Source organism: Nocardia brasiliensis IFM 10847, from assembly GCF_000710915.1.
GTDB lineage: Bacteria > Actinomycetota > Actinomycetes > Mycobacteriales > Mycobacteriaceae > Nocardia > Nocardia brasiliensis_A.
In genome coordinates, this window is sequence record NZ_BAUA01000002.1 from 59,191 (window position 1) to 82,880 (window position 23,690).

The window sequence follows — 23,690 nt, forward strand, 5'->3', positions numbered from 1 at the left end:
GCGAATACCACCGAGTACACGACCGCAGCTGGCAGGATTGAGCTGTGCAGCGCGATGTGTCGGCTCATCTGGAGGTGGCGATCACCGCGCCGACGACCCTGGAATTCCAGATCGCCGCGGCCCGGCACCCGAATCTGGAGTTGAACGAATCGCTGGTGTTCGAGCTCGACGGCCGGTCGGTCACGCCGTGGGAGATCTTCGGACCGCACGGCACCCGGATCCACAAATTCTCGGTCGGCCCGGGCACCCTACGCGCCCATTACACCGCGACCGTGCTCGGCACCGCGCTGCCGGACAGTCCTTCCGATTACGATCTCGCGCTGTATCTGCGCCCCAGCCGCTTCGCCGAATCGGACAAGCTGCTCGGCTTCGCCAATACCGAATTCGGTTCGGCCACACCGAGCACGCAACTGGCCGCCGAGGTGTCGGCGTGGGTCGGCAGGCGGATCCGCTACGTCGCGGGCAGCAGCGACCCCATCGACGGTGCGGTGGAGACGCTGCTGTCCGGTGCCGGCGTGTGCCGTGATTTCGCGCATCTGGTCGTCGCGCTGTTGCGCGCGGTCAAGGTGCCCGCCCGGGTGGTGTCGGTCTACGCGCCGGGCTGTGTGCCGATGGACTTCCACGCGGTCGCCGAGGCCTACGTCGACGGGATCTGGCGCGCCTTCGATGCCACCGGCCTGGCCCCGCGTTCCACGCTGGTGCGCATCGCCACCGGCCGCGACGCCTCCGACGTGGCTTTCCTCGACAACCACGGCGGCGAGATCGGGGTGAACAGTCTCCAGGTCAACGCGACCGTCGACGGCTTCCTCCCGTTCGACGACAACGTCACCCCGACCTCGGTCTGGTGACCTCGCTCAGCTGATGTTCTTCAAGAACGACACGGCGTTCGCGCTACCCGCCACCACGATGTCCAGCTTGCCGTCGCCGTCGTAGTCGGCGACCGCGGGTGTCTGCGGCTGGGAGGTGACGTCGAATTCACCGGTCTTGCTGATGGATCCGCCGGTGCCGGCGAAGATCACCATCTTCGAGTTGAGCACCGCCGACATCGCGGCGTCGAGCTTGCCGTCCTTGTCGAAGTCGGCGACCGCGATGCTGGTCGGGCCGAGTCCCGACAGCGCGACCCGGTCGGTCTTCTTGAATCCGCCCTGACCGTTCGACAGCAGCAGCGTGGTGCTGAACGAGAACGAGTCGGCGGAGATGACGTCGTCGATACCGTCGCCGTCGAAGTCGCCGGCCCGGACGTCCTCGGTGATGAGGCCGGAGGTGCTCGCGTCGCGGCGGGCGAAACTGCCGTCGCCGTTGCCGGTGAAGATCTGCACCTGCTGCAACACGGTGTTGTTGATCGCTATGTCTATCTTGTTGTCCGAGTTGAACTTTCCGACGGTGAAGGCCGACGGGGTGCCCAGCACCGAGCTGGTCGATCCGCCGTCGAGGGTGCCGTCCCCCTTGCCGATCCAGGTCTTGACGCCGGTGGGCACGAGGCTCAGCACGTCGGCCTTGCCGTCGCCGTTGGCGTCGGCGACGATCACTTCCTGTTGTGCGCCTTCGAGTGTCGTGTACTTCTCGGCGGCGGCGAAGGTGCCGTTGCCGTTGTTCAGGAAGGTCGCGATGGTCGTCCAGGCCTGCGCGACGACGTCGGGTTTTCCGTCCCCGTTCAGGTCGCCCGCGGCCACCGCGCCGAATCCGATGCCGACATCGCCCACCCTGGTGCCGCTGTTGAACTTGCCGTCCCCCTTGCCGGTCATCAGGACCGGCCCCGCCCCTTGGAAATCGGCCGCGACGATATCGGCTTTGCCGTCACCGTTGAAATCGGCCGTGACTGTGCCGATCGGCGAGGGACCCGGCCCCCATGACGGAAACTGGCCACCGGAAGGGGAATCCACCTTCGGTGCGAAGTTGATCGCTCCCGCGGCCTGGGCGGAAGCAGGGAAGGCTAGGTAGAGTGCTGCGGCCGCGGCGATGACGACGCCGCGCGGACGGAGGGATGCAGTAGGCATGAGATGTCCTGGTGTGCTGAGAGTAATGCGGGGGACCAGGACTCTATGGCGCGTATCACATTCGGAAGGCCGCATTTTCGGCGATTCGTGGGATTGCCGGATCCGCGGGTGCACCTTTGCGGCACTGTGCCCAAAACGCTTTTCGCACAGTGCACTACCCGCGGTCGCCGGATCGGACACGATGCCCAATCGCCGCAGTGTGTCCGCACACTCGCCGGTACTACCGTCGCCGCACGCGCGCCGGCCTGGACCAGCTCAGCCCTGGTCCTTGGCGCACTTCGACCAGAACTTGAACGGGCCCTGGATGTTCCAGGCGCTCTGCGCGCGGGCGACGGCTTTGTCCTGGGCCTCGTCGATGGTGACGCCCCAGTCCGAACCCCAGCCGTTGTTCTGGCCGAAGGCGAACGCGACGCAGCCGTCCTTCGACCAGACCGGCTCCTGGCAGGACGGACCGCAGGCGAGCTGCGCCTTCGCGGACGCGGCTTCCTGGCTGAGTGTGCTTGTGGCCCAGTGCACCTCGCTGGACGCCTCGTTGTAGGTCGCGGCGATCCACGTGGTCGTGGCCTTGGGCGTGGTGGTCGGCGGTGCCGTGGTCGGCGGCGGCACCTTGGCGCTCGGCCGGGTGCTCGGCGTCGTGGACGAGTCGATGGAACCCGCGGCGGACTGGCTGGTGGTGGCGCTCGCGCTCCGCTCGTAGCGGTCTTGCTTCTCGTTGTTCTTCCACACCTTCAGCCCGATGATGCCGGCGATCACGAGCACGGTGAACAGCACCGAACCGATTGCGGCGAGGATCTTTCCACCACCACCACCCGAACCGGAACCGCCGGGTCCGTACTGCGGTGGGTATTGGCCGGGCGGGGGACCGGGTGGGAACCCGCCCTGCTGCGGCGCGAACTGCTGCGGCGCTTGCTGATACTGCGGCTGTTGATACTGCGGCGGTTGCTGCTGGTACTGCGGCACCGACGGATACTGCTGTCCCTGCGGCCCGTAGGGCTGACCGTACTGCGGCTGGCTCATCGGGTTGAGCAGGGTGGGATCGGCGGGCGGCATCTGCTGGTAGGCGGGATCGGCCTGGCTGACGGGGTTCAGCAGGGTCGGATCCGACGGCGGCACCGGGCGGTAGCCGGGATCGGGCTGGCTCATCGGATTGAGCAGGGTGGGATCGGCGGGTGGTACCTGCTGGTATCCCGGACCGGAGTGATGCGCCGGATTCAGCATCGTCGGATCCGAACGCTGCTGGTCGGGAGCCTGCTGTCCGCCCTCGGCCGGTTTCGGCTGAGCGTTCGGGTCGTAAGGCTGCCCGGGGTACTGGCCGGGTGGGTATGACATGAGCTCCCGCTGCTGGTCGTCTCGATAGAGGCGGAGCCAGGGTATCGGCTCGCCGCCAGGGAATCTGCCCCCGCCAATGGGGGCACGAATTATCAGGCCGAGCTGAAAATACCCGCTGCCGACCTGCGATGCGTAGACCTGGGATGAATGCGGGCGCGGCACGGAAGAAAACGGTCTCTGCCGATGTCATACCCTCCGGTGACCTGAGCAGGTTCCGCAGACCGCACAAGACTGGAGAGTGCATGACGACGTACGAGATCCCGGAGAAAGCCCGCGACTTGCTGGAGCGCCCGATCTACGCGAGCCTGGGCACGACCCGGCCGGACGGCGCACCGCAGGTGAACCCGATGTGGTTCGTGTGGGACGGTGAGTACATCTGGTTCACCCACACCAACTTTCGGCAGAAGTTCAAGAACCTGGCCCAGGAGCCGCGCGTCTCGATCTCGATCTTCGACCCGGACAATCCCTACCGCTACATCGAGGTGCGCGGCGTGGTCGACCATGTCGACGACGATCCCGAGGGCGCCCTCTACAGCCGCCTGGCCGAACGCTACGGCCGCGGCCCGGTGGTACCGCCGGACGCGAAGGACCGGGTAGCCATCGCGGTCCGGCCGACGGGCGCGAGCGGGTACGCCCTGCAGGACCACTGACCCGTACCCTCTCGGCCTCTGCTGGGGCCGGGAGGGCGTCCAAAAACCGGCAAAACGCCCACCGGTACCGCTCTGACCTGTGTGCGGATCGGTTGCTGGAACGATGGATCTCATGATCCGTGTGTTGACCGAACGCTGGACCTTTGTCATTCCACTGCTCGCCGCTGTCGCGTTGGCGCTTACCTGGGGCCGAAGTCTGTCCGGTGCGGCGGTGATCGTGGTGGCCGCCGCCCTCATCGGTGCGGTGCTCGCGGCGGTGTATCACGCGGAGGTGGTCGCGCACCGGGTCGGGGAGCCGTTCGGGTCGCTGGTGCTCGCGGTCGCGGTGACCGTCATCGAGGTCGCGCTCATCGTCACGCTCATGATCTCGGGTGGCGACAAGGCCGCCTCGCTGGCCAGGGACACCGTGTTCGCCGCGGTGATGATCACCTGCAACGGCATCGTCGGTCTCGCGCTGCTGGTCGGCGCTTTGCGCAGACGGGTCGCGGTGTTCAACGCCGAAGGCACCGGCGCCGCGCTGGCCACCGTGGCGACACTGGCCACGCTCAGCCTCGTGCTGCCGACCTTCACCACCAGCACGCCGGGGCCGGAGTTCTCCGCCGCGCAGCTGGCCTTCGCCGCGGTCGCCTCGCTCGCGCTGTACGGGTTGTTCGTCATGGTGCAGACGGTCCGGCACCCCGACGACTTCCTCCCCGTCGAGGGCGACGGGGTGGTGACCGACGACGACGCGCACGACACGCGGCCGACCGCCAAGGTCGCGCTGCTCAGCCTCTTACTGCTGTTCGTCGCGCTGGTGTGCGTGGTCGGGCTGGCCAAGGTGGTCTCGCCGTCCATCGAATCGGCCGTGGCCTCGGCCGGCTTGCCGCCCTCGGCGGTCGGCGTGGTGATCGCACTGCTGGTGCTGTTGCCGGAGACGCTCGCCGCGTTCAATGCGGCCCGCCGCGATCGGGTGCAGATCAGCCTCAATCTCGCCCTCGGTTCGGCCATGGCCAGCATCGGCCTGACCATTCCGGTGATCGCCGTGGCGACGATCTGGCTGGACGGTCCGCTGGTGCTCGGACTGGGCGCCACCCAGATGGTGCTGCTCGGCTTGACCGTGGTCGTCGGCACGCTCACCGTGGTGCCCGGCCGGGCCACGCTGCTGCAGGGCGGGGTGCATCTGGCCCTGTTCTCGGCCTTCGTTTTCCTGGCCGCCAGCCCGTAGGGATGTGACTCGACTCACCCGCGGTGGAGCTTCCGCTGCCTCGATTCGTCCCGTTCTGGGATCTCGGTCTTTCCCTTCGGGTGTGCTGACTGTTGTCCGACTCGGGCCATTCGGTCGAAAGGTCAGGCGTCCGGCTTGTCTTTTTCGCTGAACTTCCGGTTCTCGTGACCGTGTCGTGATCTTGCTTAGTGTTAGCTGAGCTAAGTGGTGTGGATCACCGTGATAGCCGATCTGTGCTGATAACTCGTTTCGGAATGCGGATTTACTTCCAAGTTGAGCCTTTGACCTGCGGCGGGTGCTAGCTGCCAGCAAGCGTTTTAGAGGCGATGCTCACACCGTGACCGGCTTTACTGTTACCTATCGTCACCGATAGCTTCATGGTGGCAGTGACGCCCATCATGGAGAGTGCGACTTTGAAACTCGAGACACACCTGTTCGGCCGGGGCCCCGCGTGGCGCCGGTGACCCGGGCTCGCTCGAGCGCCTCTGCCGTCCGCGTCGTCCGCAAGAACTTCTCCGACACGGTCGTCTCGTCACTGCGCACCTTCGGCCGCGCGGTGGACATCGCACGCGAATCGGCGACCGGCGCGGTCTCCGGCATCGCGCGCGGTCAGTTCCAATGGCGCGAGGCGATCACACAGGCGTGGCGCCTGGTGACCGTCACCGCGATTCCCGCGATCCTGATCGCGATCCCGTTCGGCGTCATCGTCTCGATCCAGGTCGGCAACCTCATCCATACCCTCGGCGCGGATTCGCTGCTCGGTGCGACCGGCGGGCTCGGCGTGATCAAACAGGGCGCGCCGCTGGCCACCGGCTTCCTGCTGGGCGGCGCGGGCGCCGCCGCGATCGCCGCGGACCTGGGCGCGCGCACGATCCGCGAGGAGATCGACGCGCTCAACACCATGGGCATCAGCCCGGTGCCGCGCCTGGTGATTCCGCGGCTGGTCGCGATGATCTTCGTCGCGCCGCTGCTCAACATCCTCATCATCTTCGTCGGCATCGTCGCGGGTTACGCCGTCGCGGTCGGCGGCCAGAACGTCACCCCGGGCAGCTACTGGGCGACCTTCGGCTCGTTCACCACCGTCGCCGACGTGTGGGTGTCGCTGCTCAAGGCGGCGCTGTTCGGCTTCCTGGTGGTGGTCATCGCCTGCCAGCGGGGGCTGGAGGCCAAGGGCGGACCGCGCGGCGTCGCCGACGCGGTGAACGCGGCGGTCGTGCTGTCGGTCGTCTCGATCGCGATCGTCAACCTGGGCGTCACCCAGGTCGTCGAGATGTTCCTGCCCACCAGGCTGGTCTGAGCCATGTCCGCATCGACCTACGTGCCCAAGGGACTGGGCAAACTCTCCCGGTTCTATCGCCGCCGCGGCTTGATCCTGCGCCGGTTCGAGGCGCTCGGCTTCGTGCTGGCCTTCGTCTGGCAGGTGCTCTCGTCGATCCCCGCGACGCTGCGGCACTATCGCGACGAAACGCTGCGCATCATCTCCGATATGACCTGGGGCCGCGGCTCGGTCATCGTCGGCGGTGGCACGGTCCCGATGATGATCGTGCTCGGCCTGGTCATGGGTGCTTCCGTGGCGGTCGAATCGTTCACCATGCTGAACATGCTGGGCATGGGCCCGGTCACCGGCATCGTCTCCGCCTACGCCACTACCCGCGAACTCGCGCCGATCGCCGCGGCCATCGGCTTCGCCGCCCAGGCCGGCTGCCGGATCACCGCCGAGATCGGCTCCATGCGCATCTCCGAGGAGATCGACGCGCTGGAGGCGATGGGCCTGCGCTCGGTGCCCTTCGTGGTGACCACCCGGGTGATCGCGGGCGCGATCTCGATCGTGCCGACCTTCCTGATCGGGTTGATCCTGGCCTACCTGTCCTGCCGCGGGCTGATCACGCTGGTGCACGGCCAATCCGCGGGCGTGTACGACCACTACTTCTTCCAGTTCGTCTCCGGGTTCGACGTGGTCGCCGCGGTGATCAAGGTGGCCATCTTCGCCACCGTCGTGATCCTCATCCACAGCTACTACGGCTTCTTCGCCACCGGCGGGCCCGAGGGCGTCGGCATCGCCTCCGGGCGTGCGGTGCGCGCCTCGTCGGTGGCGATCGTGGCCATCGACATGGTCCTCACCATCATGCTGTGGGGCTTCAACGCGACGATCAGTTTCACGGGGTAGCGGCCGATGCCTAAGTACGGAATGCCCGGAGTGGCGGTCGACCAGCGCAGTACCCGGTTGCTCGGCATGGTCGCCTTCGTGGTGCTCGTCGCCGTGCTCGCGACCGTCGTGCTGTATCGAGAGCTGCGCTCCGACAACGGCTTACAGATCACGTTGCATACCGAGCAGATCGGTGACGGGGTACTCGCGGGCACCCCGGTGCGGCTGGACGGCGTGCAGGTCGGCACGGTCGAGGCGATCGCGCCGGACGAGCGCGGCACGCAGCGGATCACGCTGCGGTTGAACAGCGCGCAACTGCACGGCCTGGACGACAGCCTGCTGGTCGACTACGCGCCGGCCAACCTGTTCGGCATCAGCGAGATCGGGCTGCGGCGCGGGTCGGGCGGCTCGGCCCTGCGTGACGACAGCGTGATCGATCTGACCGGCGCACGGACCGACGCGGTGTTCGACGCGACGATGGGCAGCATGCTGCGCAGCCTGTCGCAGACCGGCGACTCGGTGCTCACTCCGCAGGTGGCCACGGTGATCGACCAGGTTTCGCGGGACATGAAGGCGTTCACCCCGCTCGCGCAGGCGATCATCCAGGTGGCCCAGATCGTCACCGACACCCAGCGGATGCCGCCCTCGCAGCTGGCGGGCGCGCTCGGCCCGGCGTTCTACGGCGCGGGCGATTTCGCGGGCGCCAACGAACTGATGGTGTACGTGCTGCGCAACAACCCACGGCTGCAAACCAATCGGGAATCCTTCGACGCGGGCGTGCGGATGCACACCGATCGGCTGCTGCCGGACATCGCGGGGCTCGGCGCGGCGGCGGGCGACGGCCTTTCCGGCGTCACCGACATGCTCGGTCCGGTGCTGGCGCTGCTGACGCAGATGGTGCCGCAGCCGACGCGGTCCGGCGCTGAACTCACCGAACTGTTGCGGCGTCTGCGTGCGGCGATGCCCGACACCCCGAACGGGCCGGTCCTGAACACCGAGATAGATGTGAGCGGCATGCCGGTGCTGGCGCCGCTGCTGGGAGGTGCCCGATGAAGGTGGGTGCCGCCGCGTGGCGGCTCGGCGTGTTCGCCGTGGTGATGATCGCGGTGCTCATCGTCGTCTGCACGGCGATCAAGCGCCCGGTCTCGGGTCCCACCGAACCGCACGCCGCGCTGTTCACCGACGCCAACGGCCTCAAGGTCGGCGACGACGTGCGCATGTACGGCGTGCAGGTCGGCAAGGTCGAGGGCATCTCGCTCACCGGCACGCAGGCCCGGGTCCAGCTGTCGCTGAAAACCGATGCGCCCCTTTATGACAACTCGAAGCTGGCCATCCGTTACCAGAACCTCACCGGCCAGCGCTATATCGATCTACAGCAGCAACCGCAACCGGGCAAGCGCCTGGCGAGCGGTGCCGCCGTCGGTGTCGATCGCACGGTGCCCTCGTTCGACGTGACCAGCATGTTCAACGGCCTGAAACCGGTACTGGCGACCATTTCGCCGGAGGAGATCAACCAGTTCAGCGCGAGCATGGTCGCGCTCATCGAGGGAGACGGCAACGGGATCGGGCCCGCGCTCGAGGCGATCGACAAGCTCGCGGCGCACGTCAAGGACCGCCAGCAGGTGATCGACGTGGTGCTGCAGAATCTGTCCGACCTGCACGATGTCGCGGGCGGAAAAATGCACTACATGGTGCCGATCCTGGCCCGCCTCGCCGACATCATCTCCGGTCTGCAAGCCAACATGAACGGACTGGCCGACTTCGCGGCGTCCGCGCCCTCGGTGCTGGGGCCGCTGAACAACCTGTTCGACGCGCTCGGTCTGCGGACCCCCGACGACGTGAACGCGTTGATCCAGCAGATCTTTCCGGATCCGCAGCAGGCCCTCGAAGTGTTCGACAAACTCCCCGGCCTGCTCGCCGGTTTCGACGCGGCCATTCCGAAATCCGGTGCGGCGGGCTGGAAGCCGCAGTGTTCCAAAGGACAGGCCGACGTGCCGCAGGTGCTCGGCGTCTTGATCGCAGGACAGCAGGTGGCGGTATGCGCTGGGTGAGCAGGCTTTTCCCGGCCCGCCGGGTGGTCGGCGAGGCGGAGACGACACGGCGTGAGATCCGGCTCGGTCTGATCGGGGTGGTGCTGGTCGCGATCCTCGCCGTCACGGTGGGCGTGCTGTATGTGGTCCCGTTCGGCAAAAAGACCTACACGGCAGACCTGGCCGAGGCGCAGTCGGTGAAGGTCGGTGACGACGTCCGGGTCGCCGGGATCAGCGTCGGCACGGTGAAATCACTGGAGCTGCAGCCGGATCGGGTGACCATGCGGTTCACCGTCGACTCCGAGGTGTTCGTCGGCGACCAGTCCACGCTGGACGTGCGCATGCTGACCATCGTCGGCGGCAACTACGTGGCGCTGTTCCCGTCCGGTTCGAAACCGTTGGGCAGCAAGCACATCCCGACCGATCGGGTCCGGCTGCCGTACAGTCTGGTGCAGACATTCCAGGACGCGGCCGAGCCGCTGCGCAAGATCGACGGCGATACCCTGCGCCGCAACCTGGCCGCGCTGGGCACGTCGGTCGCGCAGGCGCCCGACACCCTGCGCACCACGCTGGACAGCCTCAACAGCTTCGTCGACGACCTGAATCGCCAGCACGTGATGATCTCCAAGGCGATCGCGAACGCCGACGAGTACACGACCATGTACGACGGTGCCAAGAGCTCACTGGGCCGGCTGGTGCAGGCCACCAACCTCCTGGAGGATCTGGTGCTGTCCAAGCGTGCCGAGCTGAGCGAAGCCATCCGGCTGTTGAACCAGGTGCTGGGCAAGGCCGCGGCGATCGCACCCACCTATGCGGCGGCGAAGCCGAAGCTGCAGGAGCTCTTCGACGTGCTGCCCCGGATGGAGGAGCTGTTGAACCGGCTGGATCCGGTCGTCGGCTCCGTGCAGGACATGCAGCAGAAGGTGTCCGCGCTGGCCATCCCGGAGGACGGCCTGCGTGTCGATCAGTCCGGTCAGACGATCACCGCGCCCGCGGACGCGCTCGCGCGGGTGTGCGTGCCGGTGCCGGGGAAGGACTGCTGATGCTGCACAAGATCCTCGGTTCCCGCGCGTTCATGTCGGTCTCGGGTGCGGCCGTCGCGGTGCTGCTCGTCGTGGTCGCCTATTTCGTCGCCTTCGATCCACTGAAGAAGACCGAGAGCTACTGCGCGATCATGCCGGACACCGTCGGCCTCTACACCGGTAACCAGGTGACCATGCGCGGTATCCCGGTCGGCACGGTGACATCCATTGTCCCGCAAGGTAAAGCGATGAAGGTGGAGTTCGCGGTCGAGGCCGACAAGCCGGTCTACGCCGACGCGGGCGCCACCACGCTGGCCGACAGCATCGTCGCCGCGCGGCAGCTGGCCGTGGTGTCCAGCGGAAAGGACACCGCGCGCTGGAATCCCGGCCAGTGCATCACCAAGACGATGACGCCCAAGAGCGTCACCGAGACGCTGAACGCGGTCGCGAAGCTGTCCGCCGAGATCTCGGGCCCGGATGCCAAGACGCCGGACGCGCTGGCCAACGGCTTGGCGCAACTGAACGCGGCCACCGCGGGAACCGGGCCGCAGGTCAACGAGATCATCAAGCAGCTGAGCGGCGCCATGGCCTCGCCGGATGCCGATATCGCGCACCTGGTCGGTGTTTTCGACGCCTTCTCCTCGGTCGGCAAGAAGGTCGAAGAGCATTGGGGCGATATCGAATCCATGTTCACCCGGTTGGCACCGGTACTCGTCATCGCGCGCACGACCCTGCTGGAGCCGGGCGCCGAAGTGGTGGACGGTCTGGCGGCGCTGCTTCCGGTGCTGAACGACCTCACCATGGCCTTCGGCGGGCCGCTGACGAAGGCGCTCGATTTCACGGTGCCGCTGGTGAAGTTCCTGCGGGCACGGGTCGGCTCGCTGGCCCAGGTCGTGTCGATGACGCCGGTGCTGACCGACGCGTTCCGCGCGGTGGGCACCGCCGGAATCGCTTACCGCCCCACCGAAGGTCGCCATTCCACAGGAGCACGCGGATCAGGTCTGCGCCGCGGTGAACGCGCTGGCGCCGGGGCAGTGCACGGCCGACGGCGGCTTGGCGAAGCTCGATCTGGCGGCCCTTATCTTCGGATCGGCGGGTGTGCGATGAAGCTTCGGCGCGACGAAACAGGCCGGTGGGTCCTCTCGTTCCAACGTGGCGACCACGAACGCCGCAGACGTGGAGCCCATTTCGCGACCGGTGTCGCCGTAGTGCTCGCCGTGGCGCTGCCCGCCTCGGGCTGCGCTTTCGACCCCTCGTCGGTGCCCGTGCCGGGGGCCGAGGTGTCCGGTGCGACCTACCAGATCCGGATCCAGTTCGAGAACGTGCTGAATCTGCCTGCCCGGGCCAAGATCATGGCCAACGGCGCGCAGGTCGGCACGGTTTCCGGAGTGTCGGTGGTGGATTCGGCCGCAGCGGGTGGCCGCGGCGGCTATGTGGTGGTCGACGCCCGGATCTCGAAGTCGGTGCGGCTGCCCGAGGCCACGCGCGCCGAGCTGCGGCAGAACACGGTGCTCGGCGATATCCATCTCGCGCTGCTCACCCCGACGAACGGCTTCGACAAGCTGCTGCCCGAGGGCGGCACCATCGGGCTGGCGCAGACGAAACCGCCGGTGCAACTGGAGGACACGATGGCCGCGCTGGCCACGTTCACCCAAGGCGGGGCGGTGCAGCAGGTGCAGGACACCATCAAGCAGCTCAACGATGTGCTGCCCAAGGACACAGCCCGCACCGCACAGATCGGCAAGACCATGGCCGACGACGCTGTCGACCTGGGCAATCATCTGGATGAACTCGATTCGCTGCTCGACGGTATCGACAACAATTCGACTGTCCTGCACAAGATCCGGCCCGAACTCGCCGAATTGCTGTCCCAGGAATCGGTGGATCAGCTCACCGGCATCGCGCCGTCCATCGTCGGCGTGACCAAGATCTTCAAAGAGCTCGGTCCGATCGGCACCTCGCTCACCTGGCTGGCTCCGCTGCTGAACAATGCCGACGGCACGGTGCAGGCATTCCTGCCGTTGCTGGCCTCGGCCCGGCCACTGGACCTGAGTCAGCCGTCGAATCTGCAAGCGCTGGTTTCGCTGCTGCGCGACAAGGTCATCCCGTTCGTCGAGCGCGGTCCGAAGATGAACATCGTTGGGGTGAAAACCGAAGGCGCGACTGTGGTTTCGGCCCAGGACCAGACGGACCGGATCATCCAGACGCTACGCATGATCGGAGTCGTCCGATGAAACTCGGGCCACTTGCCTCCCTGGGCGGCATCGCCGCCATCGTCGTGCTCGGCGCGGGCTACCTGACCTTCGGTGTGGTGCAGGTCGATCCGCTGGCCGACTACACGAAGGCGACGATGGTGCTGAAGAATTCCGGTGGGCTCGCCGTCGGCTCGCCGGTGCTGCTCACCGGCATGGAGGTGGGTCGCGTCGAATCGGTGACCAACAGCATCGGCGGCGTCGAGGTGGGGCTGAAGCTCGTCGCCGAGCGCCGGGTGCCCACCGACAGCACGGTCACCATCGAACATCTCTCCGCGCTCGGTGAGCCCTACGTCGAGTTCCGGCCGAATTCCGAGGGCGGTCCGTACATCCGGGACGGCCAGCAGCTGCAGACCACCAATGTGCAGACGCCGCTGTCGATTCCGGAGGTCGCCCGGCTGGCCACCCGGACCTTGAACCAGCTCGATCCCAAGGTGGTCAGCTCGCTGGTGAGCACGGCGGAACAGTCGCTGGCCGGCACCGACAGCGCGATTCCCAATCTGGCCCGCTCCGGTGATCTGCTCGCCGCGGCCGTCATGAGCCGTAACCCGCAGATCGTCTCGCTGCTCAACAGTTTGCAGAGCACGGCGACCGACATGGACTGGGTCGGCCCGTCGTTCAGCGCCGCCGCGCCCGAGTGGCTGAAATTCGCCGAGGCGGTGAGCAACCTGGTCGATCACGTGGGCACCATGGTCGACGGTCAGCCGATCGACCAGTACACCACCGGCAACGGGGTCGCACCGTTCACGGAAAAGACCATCGCCACGTTGCGGGAGCTGCAGCCGGAGTTGAGTTCGCTGGCTCCGGTGCTGCGTCCCCTGGTCGACGCGATCGTCGCGGCCGCGCCGCGGATCGATATCTCAGCCCTGATCTCCCAGGCCCTCGCCGATGTCGACGCCGACGGCGCCGTCAAGGTGCGGGTCGCGATCAAGTAGGAAAGGAGGCCGCGATGTCGAACGACGTTGTGACCGAACCGAAACCGGCAACCGAGGACAAGGACACCGCGGCCGCGCCCGCGCCGGCCAGGGACGCGCGGACCGTCTCGATCCGCCTGTCCACCATCGCGACCGGCGCCGCGCTGGTGGGGCTCGGCGCCGCGACCGTCGTGTTCGCCTCGCTGTGGTTCTCCGCGCGCGGTGAGCTCAGCGATCGCGACGCCGCGGCCGCGGCGAACCAGCACGCCGAACAGGTCGCCACCGACTACGCGGTCGGCGCCTCCAACATCAACTTCCAGGACGTGAACTCCTGGGTCGCCAAGCTCAAGACCAACACCACCCCGCAGCTGGCCAACAAATTCGACGCGACCGCGCCGAAGCTGCAGGACATCCTGGTGCCGCTGAAGTGGACCTCCACCTCGACCCCGATCACCGCCAAGGTGATGAACACCGACAACGGGATCTACAAGGTCAACGTCTTCCTGAACGTCACCTCGACCAGCGCCCAGACCCCCGACGGGGCGCAGACCACCGTCACCTACACGGTGAACGTCGACCCGAACAACGGTTGGAAGGTCGCCGACGTCGGCGGAGTGGCGGGCGCGCTGCCCAAGCAGTAATGCTGATTCATTCAGCAAATCTCGGGTAACCTCCCGTTCGGATCAGCTGTGCATTCGTACCGGTATTTCCTGTCCCAGCAGTGAAGGCGGTTTCGATGGCGACACCTGAAGGCGGGCGCGGCGACAATTCCCGCATGCTGGCCATCGCGGCCGTGATCGCCGCAGTGCTCGCGCTGGTGGTCGCGGTCGGTCTGTTGTTGCGGTCGAACGGGGACGCCGCGGACCACAAGCCGGGTTCGACGACGGCCCGGACGTCCACCAAGACGAGCCCGACGCCGACCATCACGGTGAGCCGGTTGCCCGCTACCTTGCAGTCACCGAGCCCGCCGCCGGTGGTGCCGCAACCGGCGCGCAGGATCGGCGACGACTGCTCCGCCGGCGGCATCGTCGCGCGGTGGGATCTGCGCGAGGGGCAGTGGATGTGTGTCCCGCAGGGACAGGGTCGTGACCCGCACCGGGTGGGCGACGACTGTTCCCACGACGGGATCGTCGCGCAGTGGGGCTTGGGTCCCGACGGGCGCTGGATCTGCATCCCGCAGGAACAAGGCGGCGATCCGGCGCCGCCACCGGTCCCCGCTCCGCCGGTCGTGCCCGCTCCACCGGTCGCGCCTGCCCCACCCCCTGCGCCGGAGCCGCCGCCCGCCCCCGAACCGCCGCCCGCGCCCGAGCCGCCGCCCGCCCCGGCGCCGCTCTTCCCACCACTGCCGGGATTTCCGCCGCCGCCACCGGTACCCGCTGTGCGCTGACAGCCCGAAAACCGATCGACACGGCTGGGATGCTCGACAGGTGACCGTCGTTCCCGAATCCTTCGCCACTCGCCTCGCCGGACAGGAGGGCGCGCCCGCGCGTGCCTGGCTCGATGCCCTGCCCGATCTGGCCGCGCGTTACGCCGATCGCTGGCAGCTCACCTTCGACGGACCGTCGATGCACGGTTACGGCGGGCTGGTGCTGCCGGTCCGGCGCGCCGACGGTGCCGCGGCCGTGCTCAAACTCAACTACCTGACGCCGGAGACCAGGGACGAACCGGTCGCTCTCGCCGCCTGGGGCGGCGACGGAGCGGTCCTGTTGCTCGACAGCGCCGCCGCCGACGGTGTGCTCCTGCTCGAACGATTGACCGCGGACCGGTCCCTCGAAACCGAGCCCATCGACGACGCGGTACGGATCACCGCCGAACTCATGCGCAGGCTCGCCGTCCCAGCGCCCCAAGGCATTTCGCGTGATCTGCGGGTGGAAGCGGCGGGGTGGGCCGAAGAGTTGCCCCGCGAGTGGGCGCGTCTCGGCGCGCCGTATTCACGCAAACTGCTCGACGCCGCCATCGAGGCGTGCACCCAGCTGGGACCCACCGCGGATCGGCTGCTCGTGAACGAGGACCTGCACTTCGAGAATGTCCTTGCCGCCCAACGGGAACCGTGGCTGGTCATCGATCCGCAGCCGCTCGCGGGCGATCTGGAGTTCAGCACGCTCTCGCTGCTGTGGAGTCGCCGCACCGAATCAACCCTCGACGACCGCTTCGCCGCCCTGGTCGACATCGCGGGCCTCGACCCCGACCGCGCCCGCGCCTGGACCCTCGTGCAGTGCGCCAGGAACTGGCTCTGGTTCGCCGAGGAACAAGACTGCACCGACCCCGGCTACCCCTCAGTCCAAGCCATCGCCCCCTGGGCCCTCCGCTGACCTATCGACACCGCAAGTACGTGCAGGTCATCGACCGCTGGGCCGACAACGTCCGGCACGGCATCGGGCTGTAGCGACGGTCTCGTCGGGCGGGTGAAGCATCGCCCGGGGACGTAGTCGTCAGCTTCGCCGTGGCGGTAATGAAAAGGTCGGGGCTACTCCCCGGAGTCGTTGTGCTGCTGGCGCTCCCGGGCGCGCTTGGCCTGGAGGTCGCGGTACCACGGCTCGTATTCGGTACCGATGCAGTCATCGTGGAATCGCTCCGGCAGTGCCGTGGCAGGCTCCGAGGGTTTCGGACCAGCTGTCGCGGCTCGCTCGCGGTCCATCTCGGCGGACATGGCCGTGGCCTGTGCGATCAAGTCGGGGTCCAGGGGCGGGAGCCCTCGGGTGAAGGTCTTACCGGCGATACGGACCGGTGTTTCGTTGTCATTGTCACCGCTCATAAGGATCCCTTTGGTTAGGAGACACGCTCGACCATCGTGATAATCGTGCGTCCGGACACGAAGTCGTCAACGCGGGGTAACTCTCGCCCGATCGCGTCACGACGGCAATCCCTCCAACGACTCTCTCAGCTGACAACCGCTGTCTCTGCGTCCCTCGCATCCGGCGAAAATAGATGGACAGTGCTGAGACGCTGAGAAGGTGATTGTCGTTCCGGACCAGTTTGCTGAGCAGCTCGTCAACTACGAGGGACCCCGGGTCGCAACCTGGTCGCGCAGCGTCCCAGCCCTCGCCAAAGAGTTTGCCCAACGATGGCGAGGGATCCCCGCGCTGGGCGACTTCGCAGACGACAAATACCGGGCGGTGCGAGATATCGCGCCGTGGGCGTTGGGGTGAGGCGGTGGCTATGGGGCGAAGATGGGCACGACAAAGCGTTCGACCAGCGCACGTTCCGTGGCGGCAGGGTGGGCGGGCCAGAACAACAGTGACAGCACCACCCGCACGATCCACTGGCCGGCGGCGGGGTCGGCGGCCGCCGCGCCGGTGACCGTCGTCGCGGCCGTGGCCAGGCGCGGGTTGCTTGCCAGGAACCGATCGACCTCGCGCGGGTCGGCGGTCCGCAGGAATGCCGCGGCCACGGGGTCGGCGCGTACTGCGGTCAAGGCGGTGAGTATCGCTTCGGCGACGCGCTCGGCGCCGGTCAGCGTCGTCACCGACCGCTCGATGGTGTGCGCGATGCGCGCGGTGGCGGCGGCGAGCACGGCCTCGCGCAGCGCGGACTTGCCGCCCACATACCGGTACACCGTCGCGCGCGAACAGCCCGCCTGGGCGGCGACTCGGTCGATGGTCAACCGTGCCATGCCGTCGCGGGTGATCAGGGTCGTCGCGGCCGCGTGAATGCGGGCCACGGCGAGTTCGCGACGCTCGCCGCCGGCGAGCCAGTCCGGTTGTCCGGTCATCGGAAACCCCGATTCGGTCGAGATACGGTCGAACTATTTTGTCTCAGCGTGCGACAAACATGGCGGATTTGCCCGGTAAACCGCTGCTCAACGCGGGCGTTGAGACACCGGGTGGCCCTGGACGAACCTGGGCTGTCTCACTTTCGCGGAAGGGTTGACTTCGTCGGCGCCGGCGCGAAACCTGTTGTGCGGAAACAGTTGTCGGCAGCAGGAAGGGGCGGCGACGATGCCGGACACCACGGATCGGCTGGACTTCTTCGATCCAGCGCTGTTGAACGACCCGTATCCGCTCTACGCCGCCTTGCGTGCGGGACTGCCCGTGCACTGCCTCGCCGACACGGGGTTCGCGCTGGTGAGCCGGTCCGATCTGGTGGCCGAGGCCGCCGCCCGGACTGCCGAGTTCTCCTCGCACCTGACCGCAGCCCTGGTGCGCGCGCCGGACGGTCACCCGGCGGTCTTCGATCTCGACGGCGGCGGCAATGCCGTGCACGTGCTCGCCACCAGTGACGAGCCGACACATCAGTGGCACCGCAAGCTGGTGCTGCCGACGTTGGTGGCGAAACGGATCCGCGCCCTGGAACCCACCGTCGTGGCCACCATGGCACGGTTGTGGGAGCACGGCTTTCGCGACGGGCGAATCGAGTGGGCCGGTGCGGTGGCCGATCGCCTGCCGATGACTCTGGTCGCGGCGCTGATCGGATTGCCGGACAACGACATCGAGCGACTCGTCCGCTGGGGCTATGCCAGCACCGAACTGCTCGGCGGCCTGCGGGCGCCGGATCAGCTCGGCGCGACCGTGACCGCCTCCGTCGAACTCGCGGGCTACCTGCACCAGCAGTTCGACCGCGCGCGGTCCGAGCCGGGCGACGACCTCCTCGGTGATCTGGTCCGCGCCTGCGCCGCAGGCGAATTGACCTCGTCGGTCGCGGTACTGATCCTGGTGCAACTGGTCGGCGCGGGCGGTGAATCCAGTGCCGGTCTGATCGGCAACGCGGCGCGGCTGCTGGCTACAGATCCTGCTCTCCAGCAGCAGGTCCGGGACGAACCGCGGCTGCTGGAGCCGTTCTTGGAGGAGGCGCTGCGGCTGGAGTCCCCGTTCCGGGCGCATCACCGGCACGTGGTCACCGACACCGCACTGGGTGGGGCCGCGTTGCCCGCGGGCAGCCATGTGCTGCTGCTGTGGGGTGCCGCCAATCGTGACCCGGCGGCGTTCGACGCGCCGGACGAGGCCCGGCTGAACCGAGCCGCCCCACGCAGCCACCTCGCGTTCGGCAAGGGCACGCACTTCTGTGTCGGCGCGGCGCTGGCCCGATTGGAGGCGCGGATCGCCCTCGGGACTTTGCTGGAGCGCACCAGCTCATTCGAACTGAGCCCGAGCCCCGATGCGGCGCAATGGTTTCCGAGCATCTTCGTGCGGCGGCAGCAGCGTCTGGAACTGAGCTGCGCAGCGCCGTGAGCGCTCAGTGTGGATGCTGGGCGGCGTAGCGCGCGCGTTCCTCGGCGCGGCGGCGGGCCCGTTCCGGGTTCTCCAGATCGGCCGGTAATCCGTGCTTGGCCAACCGGTGTGCCCGGTTCATCGGCATGAAGGCCACCGTGTAGAACAGGGCCAGCAGCAGTGCGAGCAACACCATCGACCCGCGCAGCCACAGCTCCCCGGGGAAGAGCAGGAAGACCGCGAACAGCGGGGTGAACGGGATCAGCCCGCGCACCAGATGCCTTGCGACCGCGTGCTTTCCGGTGAGGTCACGGCGCACCCAGTCGATCATCGAATCGGGCAGGCGGCGCCCGAAGGCGTAGCCGAGCCACTGAATCGGGTTGGGCCGTCGCTGTTCTCGGGACATGCGCGAACTCCTCGCAGGCGGTCGGGTCGAACTAGGCGGGCACGGCGCGACGGGCCGCGGCGTTGACACGGTTGAGTACGTCACGGAGTTCCTCGAGGTCGGTCAGGGTCACGCCGAGCCGCTCGACGACGGCGGGCGGAATCCGCAGGGCCTGCTCGCGCAGGGCGACCCCGGCCGGGGTGAGGTTCACGACGAGGTTGCGTTCGTCGCGGCTGTCGCGTTCCCGGCTGATCAGCCCGGCGTTCTCCAACCGCTTGAGCAGTGGCGACAGGGTCGGTGAATCCAACTGGATCGCCTCGGCGATCGCTTTGACCGACATCGGCGCCTCGCCCCACAGCGCGAGCATCACCAGATATTGCGGATGGGTGAGCCCGAGCGGTTCGAGCAGCGGCCGATAGACGGCGAGCACCGCGCGATTGGCCACGGCCAGCGCGAAGCACACCTGCCGATCGAGCTGTAGCGGATCCTCGATCTCCATCTGTCCTCCTCGTGGGCTCGTCCTAAGGTTAACGCATGAACAGTTAGTGCATGAAGTATGTGGGCGACATCTCGTCCGCGGATGCACGGTTCTCGCGGGTGCGGTGGTTAATTTGAGACGCATGCACAACGACCCCGGCCGACTACGCATCCACGAACTCGATGCCGTGCGCGGATTCGCCCTGTGCGGGATCCTGGTCGTCAACATCTGGCAGCTCACCGACATGACCGCGGTGAAGGCGCCCGGCGAGATGGTGCCGCTGCGGCACGTCCTGTCGATCCTGTTCGAAGGACGGTTCTTTCCGATCTTCTCGTTCCTGTTCGGACTGAGCTTCGCGCTGTTCCTGGAGAGCGCCGCGGCGCGCACCGATCGTCCTCGACTGGTGCTGATCCGTCGCTTGCTCGCCCTCGGCGTGCTCGGGTTCGTCCATCATCAATTCCAACCCGGCGAGGCCCTGCTGCCGTACGCGATCGTCGGGCTGGTGATCCTGTTGCCCGCCGCAAGCCTGCCGGATTGGCTGGTTTTGCTGCTCGGACTGGTGGCGGTGGGTGTCGCGGTGGCGCTCGGGGGCGGTTTCGGCCTGGTGCCCGGCCTGTTCCTGCTCGGCCTCGCGACCGCCCGCTACGGGATCGCCGACACGCTCGACGAGCGCGGCGGGCAGCTTGCGGTGGCGTTCGCGCTCGCCCTGCCCGCAGCCGTGGCGACGGCCGTGTGGGAGTTCCGCATTCCGTATCTGGACCTGCTGGCCAGCAACATTCCGTCCGTCGCGGGGTTGTTCGGCGCGCTCGCGTATCTGACCGGGTTGCTGCTGGTGCTGCGCACCGAGATCGGCGAGGTCGTCTCGGAGGTGCTCGAACCCCTCGGCCGGATGGCGCTCACCAACTACGTGTCCGCGACGGCGCTGGTCTTGCTGATCGCGCCGCGCATCGGACTGACCGGGTCGAACCGGTACGCCCTGCTGCTGGGCCTGGCGGTCGCGATCATCGCGGTCCAAGCGGTGTTCAGCTGGGGCTGGCTGAAACTGTTCCGCTATGGGCCGCTGGAATGGTTGTGGCGCTGCGTCACCTGGTGGGAGCTGGTGCCGGCGCGGCGAGCACCCGACCCGAGCCGACAATGGTGATCAGCCCAGACGCACCAGCGACAAGTCCGTCACGTGGTCATCCTCTCGCACTGTGCGGCAGTGTTTCTCGGTGGTCGGGTGGGGGCGGCAGTCGGTAGGACGAGTCGGTGTGCCGGCAGCGGGATCGCGGCGGTACGGCGCGCCGGAGCGTCAACCTGTCCGGTGCGTCGCAGACTGGACGGTCATGGACCAGCTGGTGTTGATATTGGTCATCCTGTTCGCCGCGATCCTCGCCGAGCCGCTGGCCAACCGGATCGGCGTCGCCTCGGCCGTGCTGATGACGGTGTTCGGCTGTGTGGTCGCGCTGTTGCCGTTCGCACCGCGGGTCAACGTTGCGCCCGATCTGATCCTGCCGCTGGTACTGCCACCGCTGCTGTACGCGGCGGCGCGACGGACCTCATGGCGGCAGTTCGCGGAGAACTGGGGACCGATCGCGTTGCGTGCGGTCGGCCTGGTGATCGCGACCGCGGCGGCGGTGGCCGCGGTCTTCCACGCGTGGTATCCGGGTCTGCCGATCGCGGCCGCCTTCGCGTTGGGAGCGCTTGTCGCACCGCCTGATCCGGTCGCCGCGACCGCGCTGGCGGGCAGCCTCGGCCTGCCCCGGCGTCTGGTGGTGGTGCTCGGCGGCGAAGGACTCTTCAACGACGTCACCGCGATCGTGCTCTACGGTGTCGCGATCCAGGCGGTGGTCAGCGGGCACTTCTCCGCACCGCGGGCGGCGGCGGAATTCGTTGTCTCGGCGGTGGTCGCCGTCCTCGTCGGCCTGGTGCTCGGCGTCGCGGGCAGCAAGCTGACCGACTATCTCGGCGAGGCGACGTGGCGGGTGGCGCTGAGCCTGCTGTTGCCGTTCGCGGCCTACGGGCTCGCCGAACAGTTGCACGGTTCCGGCGTGCTCGCCGTGCTCGTCTGCGCGCTGTACCTGACCGACGCCGGCACCGAGTTCGGCGATCCGGACTATCGCATGGTGGGCGACTCGTTCTGGGACATCGCCGAAATGCTGTTGAGCGGCTTCGCCTTCGGGCTCATCGGTCTGGAACTCGGTGCGGTGCTGGAGGTCACCGGCGACGACTGGCCGCGCCTGCTCGGCGGCGCGGCCGCCGTGGTCTCGGTCGTCGTCGGGTTGCGATTGATCTGGCTCTTGACCACGTGGGCCCTCGGTCGCACGTGGTGGCGCAAGGCCGACGCCGACGAGCCCTACACCTGGCGCGAGACGATCGTGACCTGGTGGGCCGGTATGCGCGGGGTGGCGACCGTGGCACTGGCACTGGCGATTCCGATCGTCACCGACGACGGCGCCGACTTCCCCGGCCGGACCGAGATACTGTTCACCGCGTTCGTGGTCGTCCTGTTCACCCTGTTGCTACAGGGGCCGACCCTGCCGTTGGTGGTCCGCCTGACCGGGGTGCACGCCGACACCAAGCGGGAACGCGAACTCGAACGCCAACTCTGGGAGCGAGTCGTCAAAGCGCAACTTTCTCGCCTGAAAGAGATTGCGGCAGAGCAGAATCTGCCCGAAGAGTATTACGAGCGATTCCGTGACAGCCTGCGCCAGCGGATGGCACGCGCCGACCCGCAGGCGGCGGACGCCGACGCCAAAGCCGAGACAGAGCGAAACATGAAGGTGGCCAAGAAGTTACGTGCGATCCGCGACGATGTCGTGGAAGCGGGCCGGCGCGAGGCGCTCGCCGCGCGCCGGGAGCCCGGGATGCCGCCGGATCTGGTCGACCGGGTGACCAGGCGTCTCGATCTCGGCGGGCGTTGAACGAAGGGTCTCACGTGTGCCCGAACCGGCAGGCGGGCAACAAGATCGAATCAGCTTGCCGCGACGCCGGTCTGGCGGATCGCGTCGAGTACTTCGCCGTAGGTGAGTGAGGAGTTCACCAGGGCGGTCTCCGACGGAACGTCGATATCGACGGAGTCGACACCGTTGACGCCGCGCAGCTGGGATTCGATGGCCGAAGCGGACTCGCGTGTAACGTTGTGCAGGGTGATCGTGTAGGTCATGTCCTTCGAATAGACCGAATCGAGGCGGGCAAACGCCGTCGAGCAGTCGAGTTCGATTTCCTACGTTTGGTTGTCGCGGCCCAGGGAATAGCCGGGTTGTCAAACAACTCGACGCAACAGGATTGTCATGATCATCATCATAGGGCTCGTCGTCCTGATTGCCGCGGTGGCTGTCGGCGTCGCCGGTGTGGTGGCGAACAGCGGCGAAGGTCATTTACTGCCAGATGATTTCGCGGTTTTCGACTTCCATTTCCACGGCTCCAGCGGTTTGCTGTTCGGCTACGGCATCGTTCTCGGCGCTATCGGGACGATCGGACTAGCCCTGGTACTGACGGGTGCTTGGCGGGTTTCCCGCCGGAGCATGGTGGCGCGGCGCGAGCTGAAGCAGTCTCGTCGTGAAATCGCGGCGGTGCGGCGCGATCTCGGCAACACCACACCTCCGGCTCGTAAGGAGCCCCTCGTGCGTCCGTCCACCGAACCCGCGGCGCAACCGCCTCGCGAGTCGGTCTGGGGCCGGTTCACTCGTAGACCTGCCACAGCTCCGTCCGGTGACGCAGTACATGCCGGCAGCGCGCCCCGCGCGCAGGCGCCGACGTCGAAATAATCATAGAGAAAAGGAAATACGACAATGATTATTCTCGGACTCATCCTCCTCATCGCCGGGTGGCTGCTCGGAATCGGATTGCTCACCACCGCAGGAATCATCATCCTCATCGTCGGCCTGGTGCTGATGGTCGCGGGCTCGGTGGGCCGCCCCGTCGGTGGTCGTCGCTGGTATTACTAGGGGCAGACCATGAAGTTCGAAGACAGGATCGCGCACCAGGTGCAGGCCGCCCGGGGCAACGTCAAGAAAATCGTCGGCCGGGCCACGGGAAACCGGCGCCTGGAAGGCGAAGGTCGTCGAGAACAGGCCCGTGGCAACCTGAAACGGGCCGCGGACAAATTACGGAGCGCGTTCAAGCGCTGACCTGATCACCGGCGAAGGCCGAGG

The 23,690-nt window shown here is 67.4% G+C and carries 26 protein-coding genes; 19 read left to right on the top strand and 7 right to left on the bottom strand.

What is annotated here, in order from left to right; all coding sequences use genetic code 11:
- Positions 1 to 44: 44 nt before the first annotated feature.
- Complete coding sequence (locus NBRGI_RS00320) at positions 45 to 848, top strand: transglutaminase-like domain-containing protein (protein WP_029892221.1); 804 nt, start codon at positions 45 to 47, stop codon at positions 846 to 848.
- Between the two features lie 6 nt (positions 849 to 854).
- Here the strand turns inward: NBRGI_RS00320 and NBRGI_RS00325 are convergent, their stop codons facing one another.
- A complete protein-coding gene (locus tag NBRGI_RS00325; protein WP_158439731.1) occupies positions 855 to 1,997 on the bottom strand; it encodes an FG-GAP repeat domain-containing protein in 1,143 nt (380 codons plus the stop codon).
- Between the two features lie 255 nt (positions 1,998 to 2,252).
- Positions 2,253 to 3,326: a DUF4189 domain-containing protein gene (locus NBRGI_RS00330; protein ID WP_029892223.1), complete on the bottom strand. Its 1,074-nt coding sequence runs from the start codon at positions 3,324 to 3,326 to the stop codon at positions 2,253 to 2,255.
- Positions 3,327 to 3,568: 242 nt separating this feature from the next.
- Between NBRGI_RS00330 and NBRGI_RS00335 the strand changes: the two genes are divergently transcribed.
- The 12 genes from NBRGI_RS00335 to NBRGI_RS00395 all read left to right on the top strand — a co-directional run bounded on the left by NBRGI_RS00335 (position 3,569) and on the right by NBRGI_RS00395 (position 15,856).
- Complete coding sequence (locus NBRGI_RS00335) at positions 3,569 to 3,976, top strand: PPOX class F420-dependent oxidoreductase (RefSeq protein WP_014982143.1); 408 nt, start codon at positions 3,569 to 3,571, stop codon at positions 3,974 to 3,976.
- 112 nt (positions 3,977 to 4,088) lie between these two features.
- Positions 4,089 to 5,180, top strand: a complete 1,092-nt coding sequence (locus NBRGI_RS00340; RefSeq protein ID WP_036556800.1) for a calcium:proton antiporter — start codon at positions 4,089 to 4,091, stop codon at positions 5,178 to 5,180.
- Between the two features lie 451 nt (positions 5,181 to 5,631).
- On the top strand, positions 5,632 to 6,477 hold the full coding sequence (locus NBRGI_RS00345; protein ID WP_029892225.1) for an ABC transporter permease: 846 nt from the start codon (positions 5,632 to 5,634) through the stop codon (positions 6,475 to 6,477).
- A gap of 3 nt (positions 6,478 to 6,480) precedes the next feature.
- Positions 6,481 to 7,347 (top strand): ABC transporter permease, encoded by an 867-nt coding sequence (locus NBRGI_RS00350; RefSeq protein ID WP_029892226.1) that lies wholly within the window; start codon positions 6,481 to 6,483, stop codon positions 7,345 to 7,347.
- A 6-nt stretch (positions 7,348 to 7,353) separates the two neighbouring features.
- A complete protein-coding gene (locus tag NBRGI_RS00355; RefSeq protein ID WP_029892227.1) occupies positions 7,354 to 8,379 on the top strand; it encodes an MlaD family protein in 1,026 nt (341 codons plus the stop codon).
- Positions 8,376 to 9,377, top strand: a complete 1,002-nt coding sequence (locus NBRGI_RS00360) for an MlaD family protein (protein WP_029892228.1) — start codon at positions 8,376 to 8,378, stop codon at positions 9,375 to 9,377. The genes NBRGI_RS00355 and NBRGI_RS00360 overlap by 4 nt, the downstream gene beginning before the upstream one ends.
- Positions 9,365 to 10,399 carry an MlaD family protein gene (locus tag NBRGI_RS00365; RefSeq protein ID WP_029892229.1) on the top strand — a complete coding sequence of 345 codons (1,035 nt, stop codon included), beginning with the start codon at positions 9,365 to 9,367 and terminating at the stop codon, positions 10,397 to 10,399. The genes NBRGI_RS00360 and NBRGI_RS00365 overlap by 13 nt, the downstream gene beginning before the upstream one ends.
- Entirely contained in the window at positions 10,399 to 12,612 is a 2,214-nt protein-coding gene (locus NBRGI_RS48885; protein ID WP_235210799.1) for an MlaD family protein, read from the top strand. Before NBRGI_RS00365 ends, NBRGI_RS48885 begins: the two co-directional genes overlap by 1 nt.
- Positions 12,609 to 13,565: an MlaD family protein gene (locus tag NBRGI_RS00380; RefSeq protein WP_029892231.1), complete on the top strand. Its 957-nt coding sequence runs from the start codon at positions 12,609 to 12,611 to the stop codon at positions 13,563 to 13,565. Before NBRGI_RS48885 ends, NBRGI_RS00380 begins: the two co-directional genes overlap by 4 nt.
- A 14-nt stretch (positions 13,566 to 13,579) precedes the next feature.
- Positions 13,580 to 14,185, top strand: coding sequence for a hypothetical protein (locus NBRGI_RS00385; protein ID WP_029892232.1), 606 nt, complete (start codon positions 13,580 to 13,582; stop codon positions 14,183 to 14,185).
- A gap of 95 nt (positions 14,186 to 14,280) precedes the next feature.
- Complete coding sequence (locus NBRGI_RS47925) at positions 14,281 to 14,931, top strand: hypothetical protein (RefSeq protein WP_158439733.1); 651 nt, start codon at positions 14,281 to 14,283, stop codon at positions 14,929 to 14,931.
- 40 nt (positions 14,932 to 14,971) lie between these two features.
- A complete protein-coding gene (locus NBRGI_RS00395; protein ID WP_029892234.1) occupies positions 14,972 to 15,856 on the top strand; it encodes an aminoglycoside phosphotransferase family protein in 885 nt (294 codons plus the stop codon).
- A 155-nt stretch (positions 15,857 to 16,011) separates the two neighbouring features.
- Here NBRGI_RS00395 and NBRGI_RS00400 read toward each other — a convergent pair whose 3' ends face one another.
- Both NBRGI_RS00400 and NBRGI_RS00405 read right to left on the bottom strand, forming a co-directional pair.
- Positions 16,012 to 16,299: a hypothetical protein gene (locus NBRGI_RS00400; RefSeq protein ID WP_029892235.1), complete on the bottom strand. Its 288-nt coding sequence runs from the start codon at positions 16,297 to 16,299 to the stop codon at positions 16,012 to 16,014.
- A 402-nt stretch (positions 16,300 to 16,701) separates the two neighbouring features.
- Positions 16,702 to 17,256 (bottom strand): TetR/AcrR family transcriptional regulator, encoded by a 555-nt coding sequence (locus NBRGI_RS00405; RefSeq protein WP_029892236.1) that lies wholly within the window; start codon positions 17,254 to 17,256, stop codon positions 16,702 to 16,704.
- A 226-nt stretch (positions 17,257 to 17,482) separates the two neighbouring features.
- Here NBRGI_RS00405 and NBRGI_RS00410 point away from each other — a divergent pair, with 226 nt between their 5' ends.
- Positions 17,483 to 18,712 (top strand): cytochrome P450, encoded by a 1,230-nt coding sequence (locus NBRGI_RS00410; protein WP_029892237.1) that lies wholly within the window; start codon positions 17,483 to 17,485, stop codon positions 18,710 to 18,712.
- Positions 18,713 to 18,716: 4 nt separating this feature from the next.
- Here the strand turns inward: NBRGI_RS00410 and NBRGI_RS00415 are convergent, their stop codons facing one another.
- Both NBRGI_RS00415 and NBRGI_RS00420 read right to left on the bottom strand, forming a co-directional pair.
- A complete protein-coding gene (locus tag NBRGI_RS00415) occupies positions 18,717 to 19,097 on the bottom strand; it encodes a DUF5313 family protein (RefSeq protein WP_029892238.1) in 381 nt (126 codons plus the stop codon).
- 31 nt (positions 19,098 to 19,128) lie between these two features.
- Positions 19,129 to 19,575, bottom strand: coding sequence for a MarR family winged helix-turn-helix transcriptional regulator (locus NBRGI_RS00420; protein ID WP_014982162.1), 447 nt, complete (start codon positions 19,573 to 19,575; stop codon positions 19,129 to 19,131).
- A gap of 121 nt (positions 19,576 to 19,696) precedes the next feature.
- Between NBRGI_RS00420 and NBRGI_RS00425 the strand changes: the two genes are divergently transcribed.
- Together NBRGI_RS00425 and NBRGI_RS00430 are read left to right on the top strand one after the other, a co-directional pair.
- Complete coding sequence (locus NBRGI_RS00425; protein WP_029892239.1) at positions 19,697 to 20,695, top strand: DUF418 domain-containing protein; 999 nt, start codon at positions 19,697 to 19,699, stop codon at positions 20,693 to 20,695.
- A 184-nt stretch (positions 20,696 to 20,879) separates the two neighbouring features.
- On the top strand, positions 20,880 to 22,457 hold the full coding sequence (locus tag NBRGI_RS00430) for a Na+/H+ antiporter (protein ID WP_029892240.1): 1,578 nt from the start codon (positions 20,880 to 20,882) through the stop codon (positions 22,455 to 22,457).
- A gap of 50 nt (positions 22,458 to 22,507) precedes the next feature.
- Here NBRGI_RS00430 and NBRGI_RS00435 read toward each other — a convergent pair whose 3' ends face one another.
- Positions 22,508 to 22,699 (bottom strand): cation transporter, encoded by a 192-nt coding sequence (locus tag NBRGI_RS00435; protein WP_029892241.1) that lies wholly within the window; start codon positions 22,697 to 22,699, stop codon positions 22,508 to 22,510.
- Positions 22,700 to 22,865: 166 nt separating this feature from the next.
- On the opposite strand from NBRGI_RS00435, the gene NBRGI_RS44855 reads away from it, so the two are divergent.
- From NBRGI_RS44855 to NBRGI_RS46010, 3 genes are read left to right on the top strand one after another with little or no spacing between them, the layout of a single operon-like run.
- The gene (locus NBRGI_RS44855; protein ID WP_148310636.1) at positions 22,866 to 23,303 is read left to right on the top strand and encodes a hypothetical protein; all 438 of its coding nucleotides are present in this window, start codon (positions 22,866 to 22,868) and stop codon (positions 23,301 to 23,303) included.
- Between the two features lie 24 nt (positions 23,304 to 23,327).
- The gene (locus NBRGI_RS48485; protein WP_014982167.1) at positions 23,328 to 23,483 is read left to right on the top strand and encodes a DUF6131 family protein; all 156 of its coding nucleotides are present in this window, start codon (positions 23,328 to 23,330) and stop codon (positions 23,481 to 23,483) included.
- Between the two features lie 9 nt (positions 23,484 to 23,492).
- The gene (locus NBRGI_RS46010; RefSeq protein WP_081877858.1) at positions 23,493 to 23,666 is read left to right on the top strand and encodes a CsbD family protein; all 174 of its coding nucleotides are present in this window, start codon (positions 23,493 to 23,495) and stop codon (positions 23,664 to 23,666) included.
- The last annotated feature ends 24 nt before the right edge of the window (positions 23,667 to 23,690 follow it).

Bases quoted from the DNA above. Each gene is read 5' to 3' on its own strand.
- NBRGI_RS00340 (WP_036556800.1), top strand. From the start codon at position 4,089: ATGATCCGTGTGTTGACCGAACGCTGGACCTTTGTCATTCCACTGCTC.
- NBRGI_RS00420 (WP_014982162.1), bottom strand. From the start codon at position 19,575: ATGGAGATCGAGGATCCGCTACAGCTCGATCGGCAGGTGTGCTTCGCG.
- NBRGI_RS00415 (WP_029892238.1), bottom strand. From the start codon at position 19,097: ATGTCCCGAGAACAGCGACGGCCCAACCCGATTCAGTGGCTCGGCTAC.
- NBRGI_RS48885 (WP_235210799.1), top strand. From the start codon at position 10,399: ATGCTGCACAAGATCCTCGGTTCCCGCGCGTTCATGTCGGTCTCGGGT.
- NBRGI_RS00385 (WP_029892232.1), top strand. From the start codon at position 13,580: ATGTCGAACGACGTTGTGACCGAACCGAAACCGGCAACCGAGGACAAG.
- NBRGI_RS00425 (WP_029892239.1), top strand. From the start codon at position 19,697: ATGCACAACGACCCCGGCCGACTACGCATCCACGAACTCGATGCCGTG.
- NBRGI_RS00400 (WP_029892235.1), bottom strand. From the start codon at position 16,299: ATGAGCGGTGACAATGACAACGAAACACCGGTCCGTATCGCCGGTAAG.
- NBRGI_RS46010 (WP_081877858.1), top strand. From the start codon at position 23,493: ATGAAGTTCGAAGACAGGATCGCGCACCAGGTGCAGGCCGCCCGGGGC.
- NBRGI_RS00350 (WP_029892226.1), top strand. From the start codon at position 6,481: ATGTCCGCATCGACCTACGTGCCCAAGGGACTGGGCAAACTCTCCCGG.
- NBRGI_RS00330 (WP_029892223.1), bottom strand. From the start codon at position 3,326: ATGTCATACCCACCCGGCCAGTACCCCGGGCAGCCTTACGACCCGAAC.
- NBRGI_RS00430 (WP_029892240.1), top strand. From the start codon at position 20,880: ATGGACCAGCTGGTGTTGATATTGGTCATCCTGTTCGCCGCGATCCTC.
- NBRGI_RS00380 (WP_029892231.1), top strand. From the start codon at position 12,609: ATGAAACTCGGGCCACTTGCCTCCCTGGGCGGCATCGCCGCCATCGTC.
- NBRGI_RS48485 (WP_014982167.1), top strand. From the start codon at position 23,328: ATGATTATTCTCGGACTCATCCTCCTCATCGCCGGGTGGCTGCTCGGA.
- NBRGI_RS00410 (WP_029892237.1), top strand. From the start codon at position 17,483: ATGCCGGACACCACGGATCGGCTGGACTTCTTCGATCCAGCGCTGTTG.
- NBRGI_RS00435 (WP_029892241.1), bottom strand. From the start codon at position 22,699: ATGACCTACACGATCACCCTGCACAACGTTACACGCGAGTCCGCTTCG.
- NBRGI_RS00335 (WP_014982143.1), top strand. From the start codon at position 3,569: ATGACGACGTACGAGATCCCGGAGAAAGCCCGCGACTTGCTGGAGCGC.
- NBRGI_RS00405 (WP_029892236.1), bottom strand. From the start codon at position 17,256: ATGACCGGACAACCGGACTGGCTCGCCGGCGGCGAGCGTCGCGAACTC.
- NBRGI_RS00325 (WP_158439731.1), bottom strand. From the start codon at position 1,997: ATGCCTACTGCATCCCTCCGTCCGCGCGGCGTCGTCATCGCCGCGGCC.
- NBRGI_RS00360 (WP_029892228.1), top strand. From the start codon at position 8,376: ATGAAGGTGGGTGCCGCCGCGTGGCGGCTCGGCGTGTTCGCCGTGGTG.
- NBRGI_RS00365 (WP_029892229.1), top strand. From the start codon at position 9,365: ATGCGCTGGGTGAGCAGGCTTTTCCCGGCCCGCCGGGTGGTCGGCGAG.
- NBRGI_RS00355 (WP_029892227.1), top strand. From the start codon at position 7,354: ATGCCTAAGTACGGAATGCCCGGAGTGGCGGTCGACCAGCGCAGTACC.
- NBRGI_RS47925 (WP_158439733.1), top strand. From the start codon at position 14,281: ATGGCGACACCTGAAGGCGGGCGCGGCGACAATTCCCGCATGCTGGCC.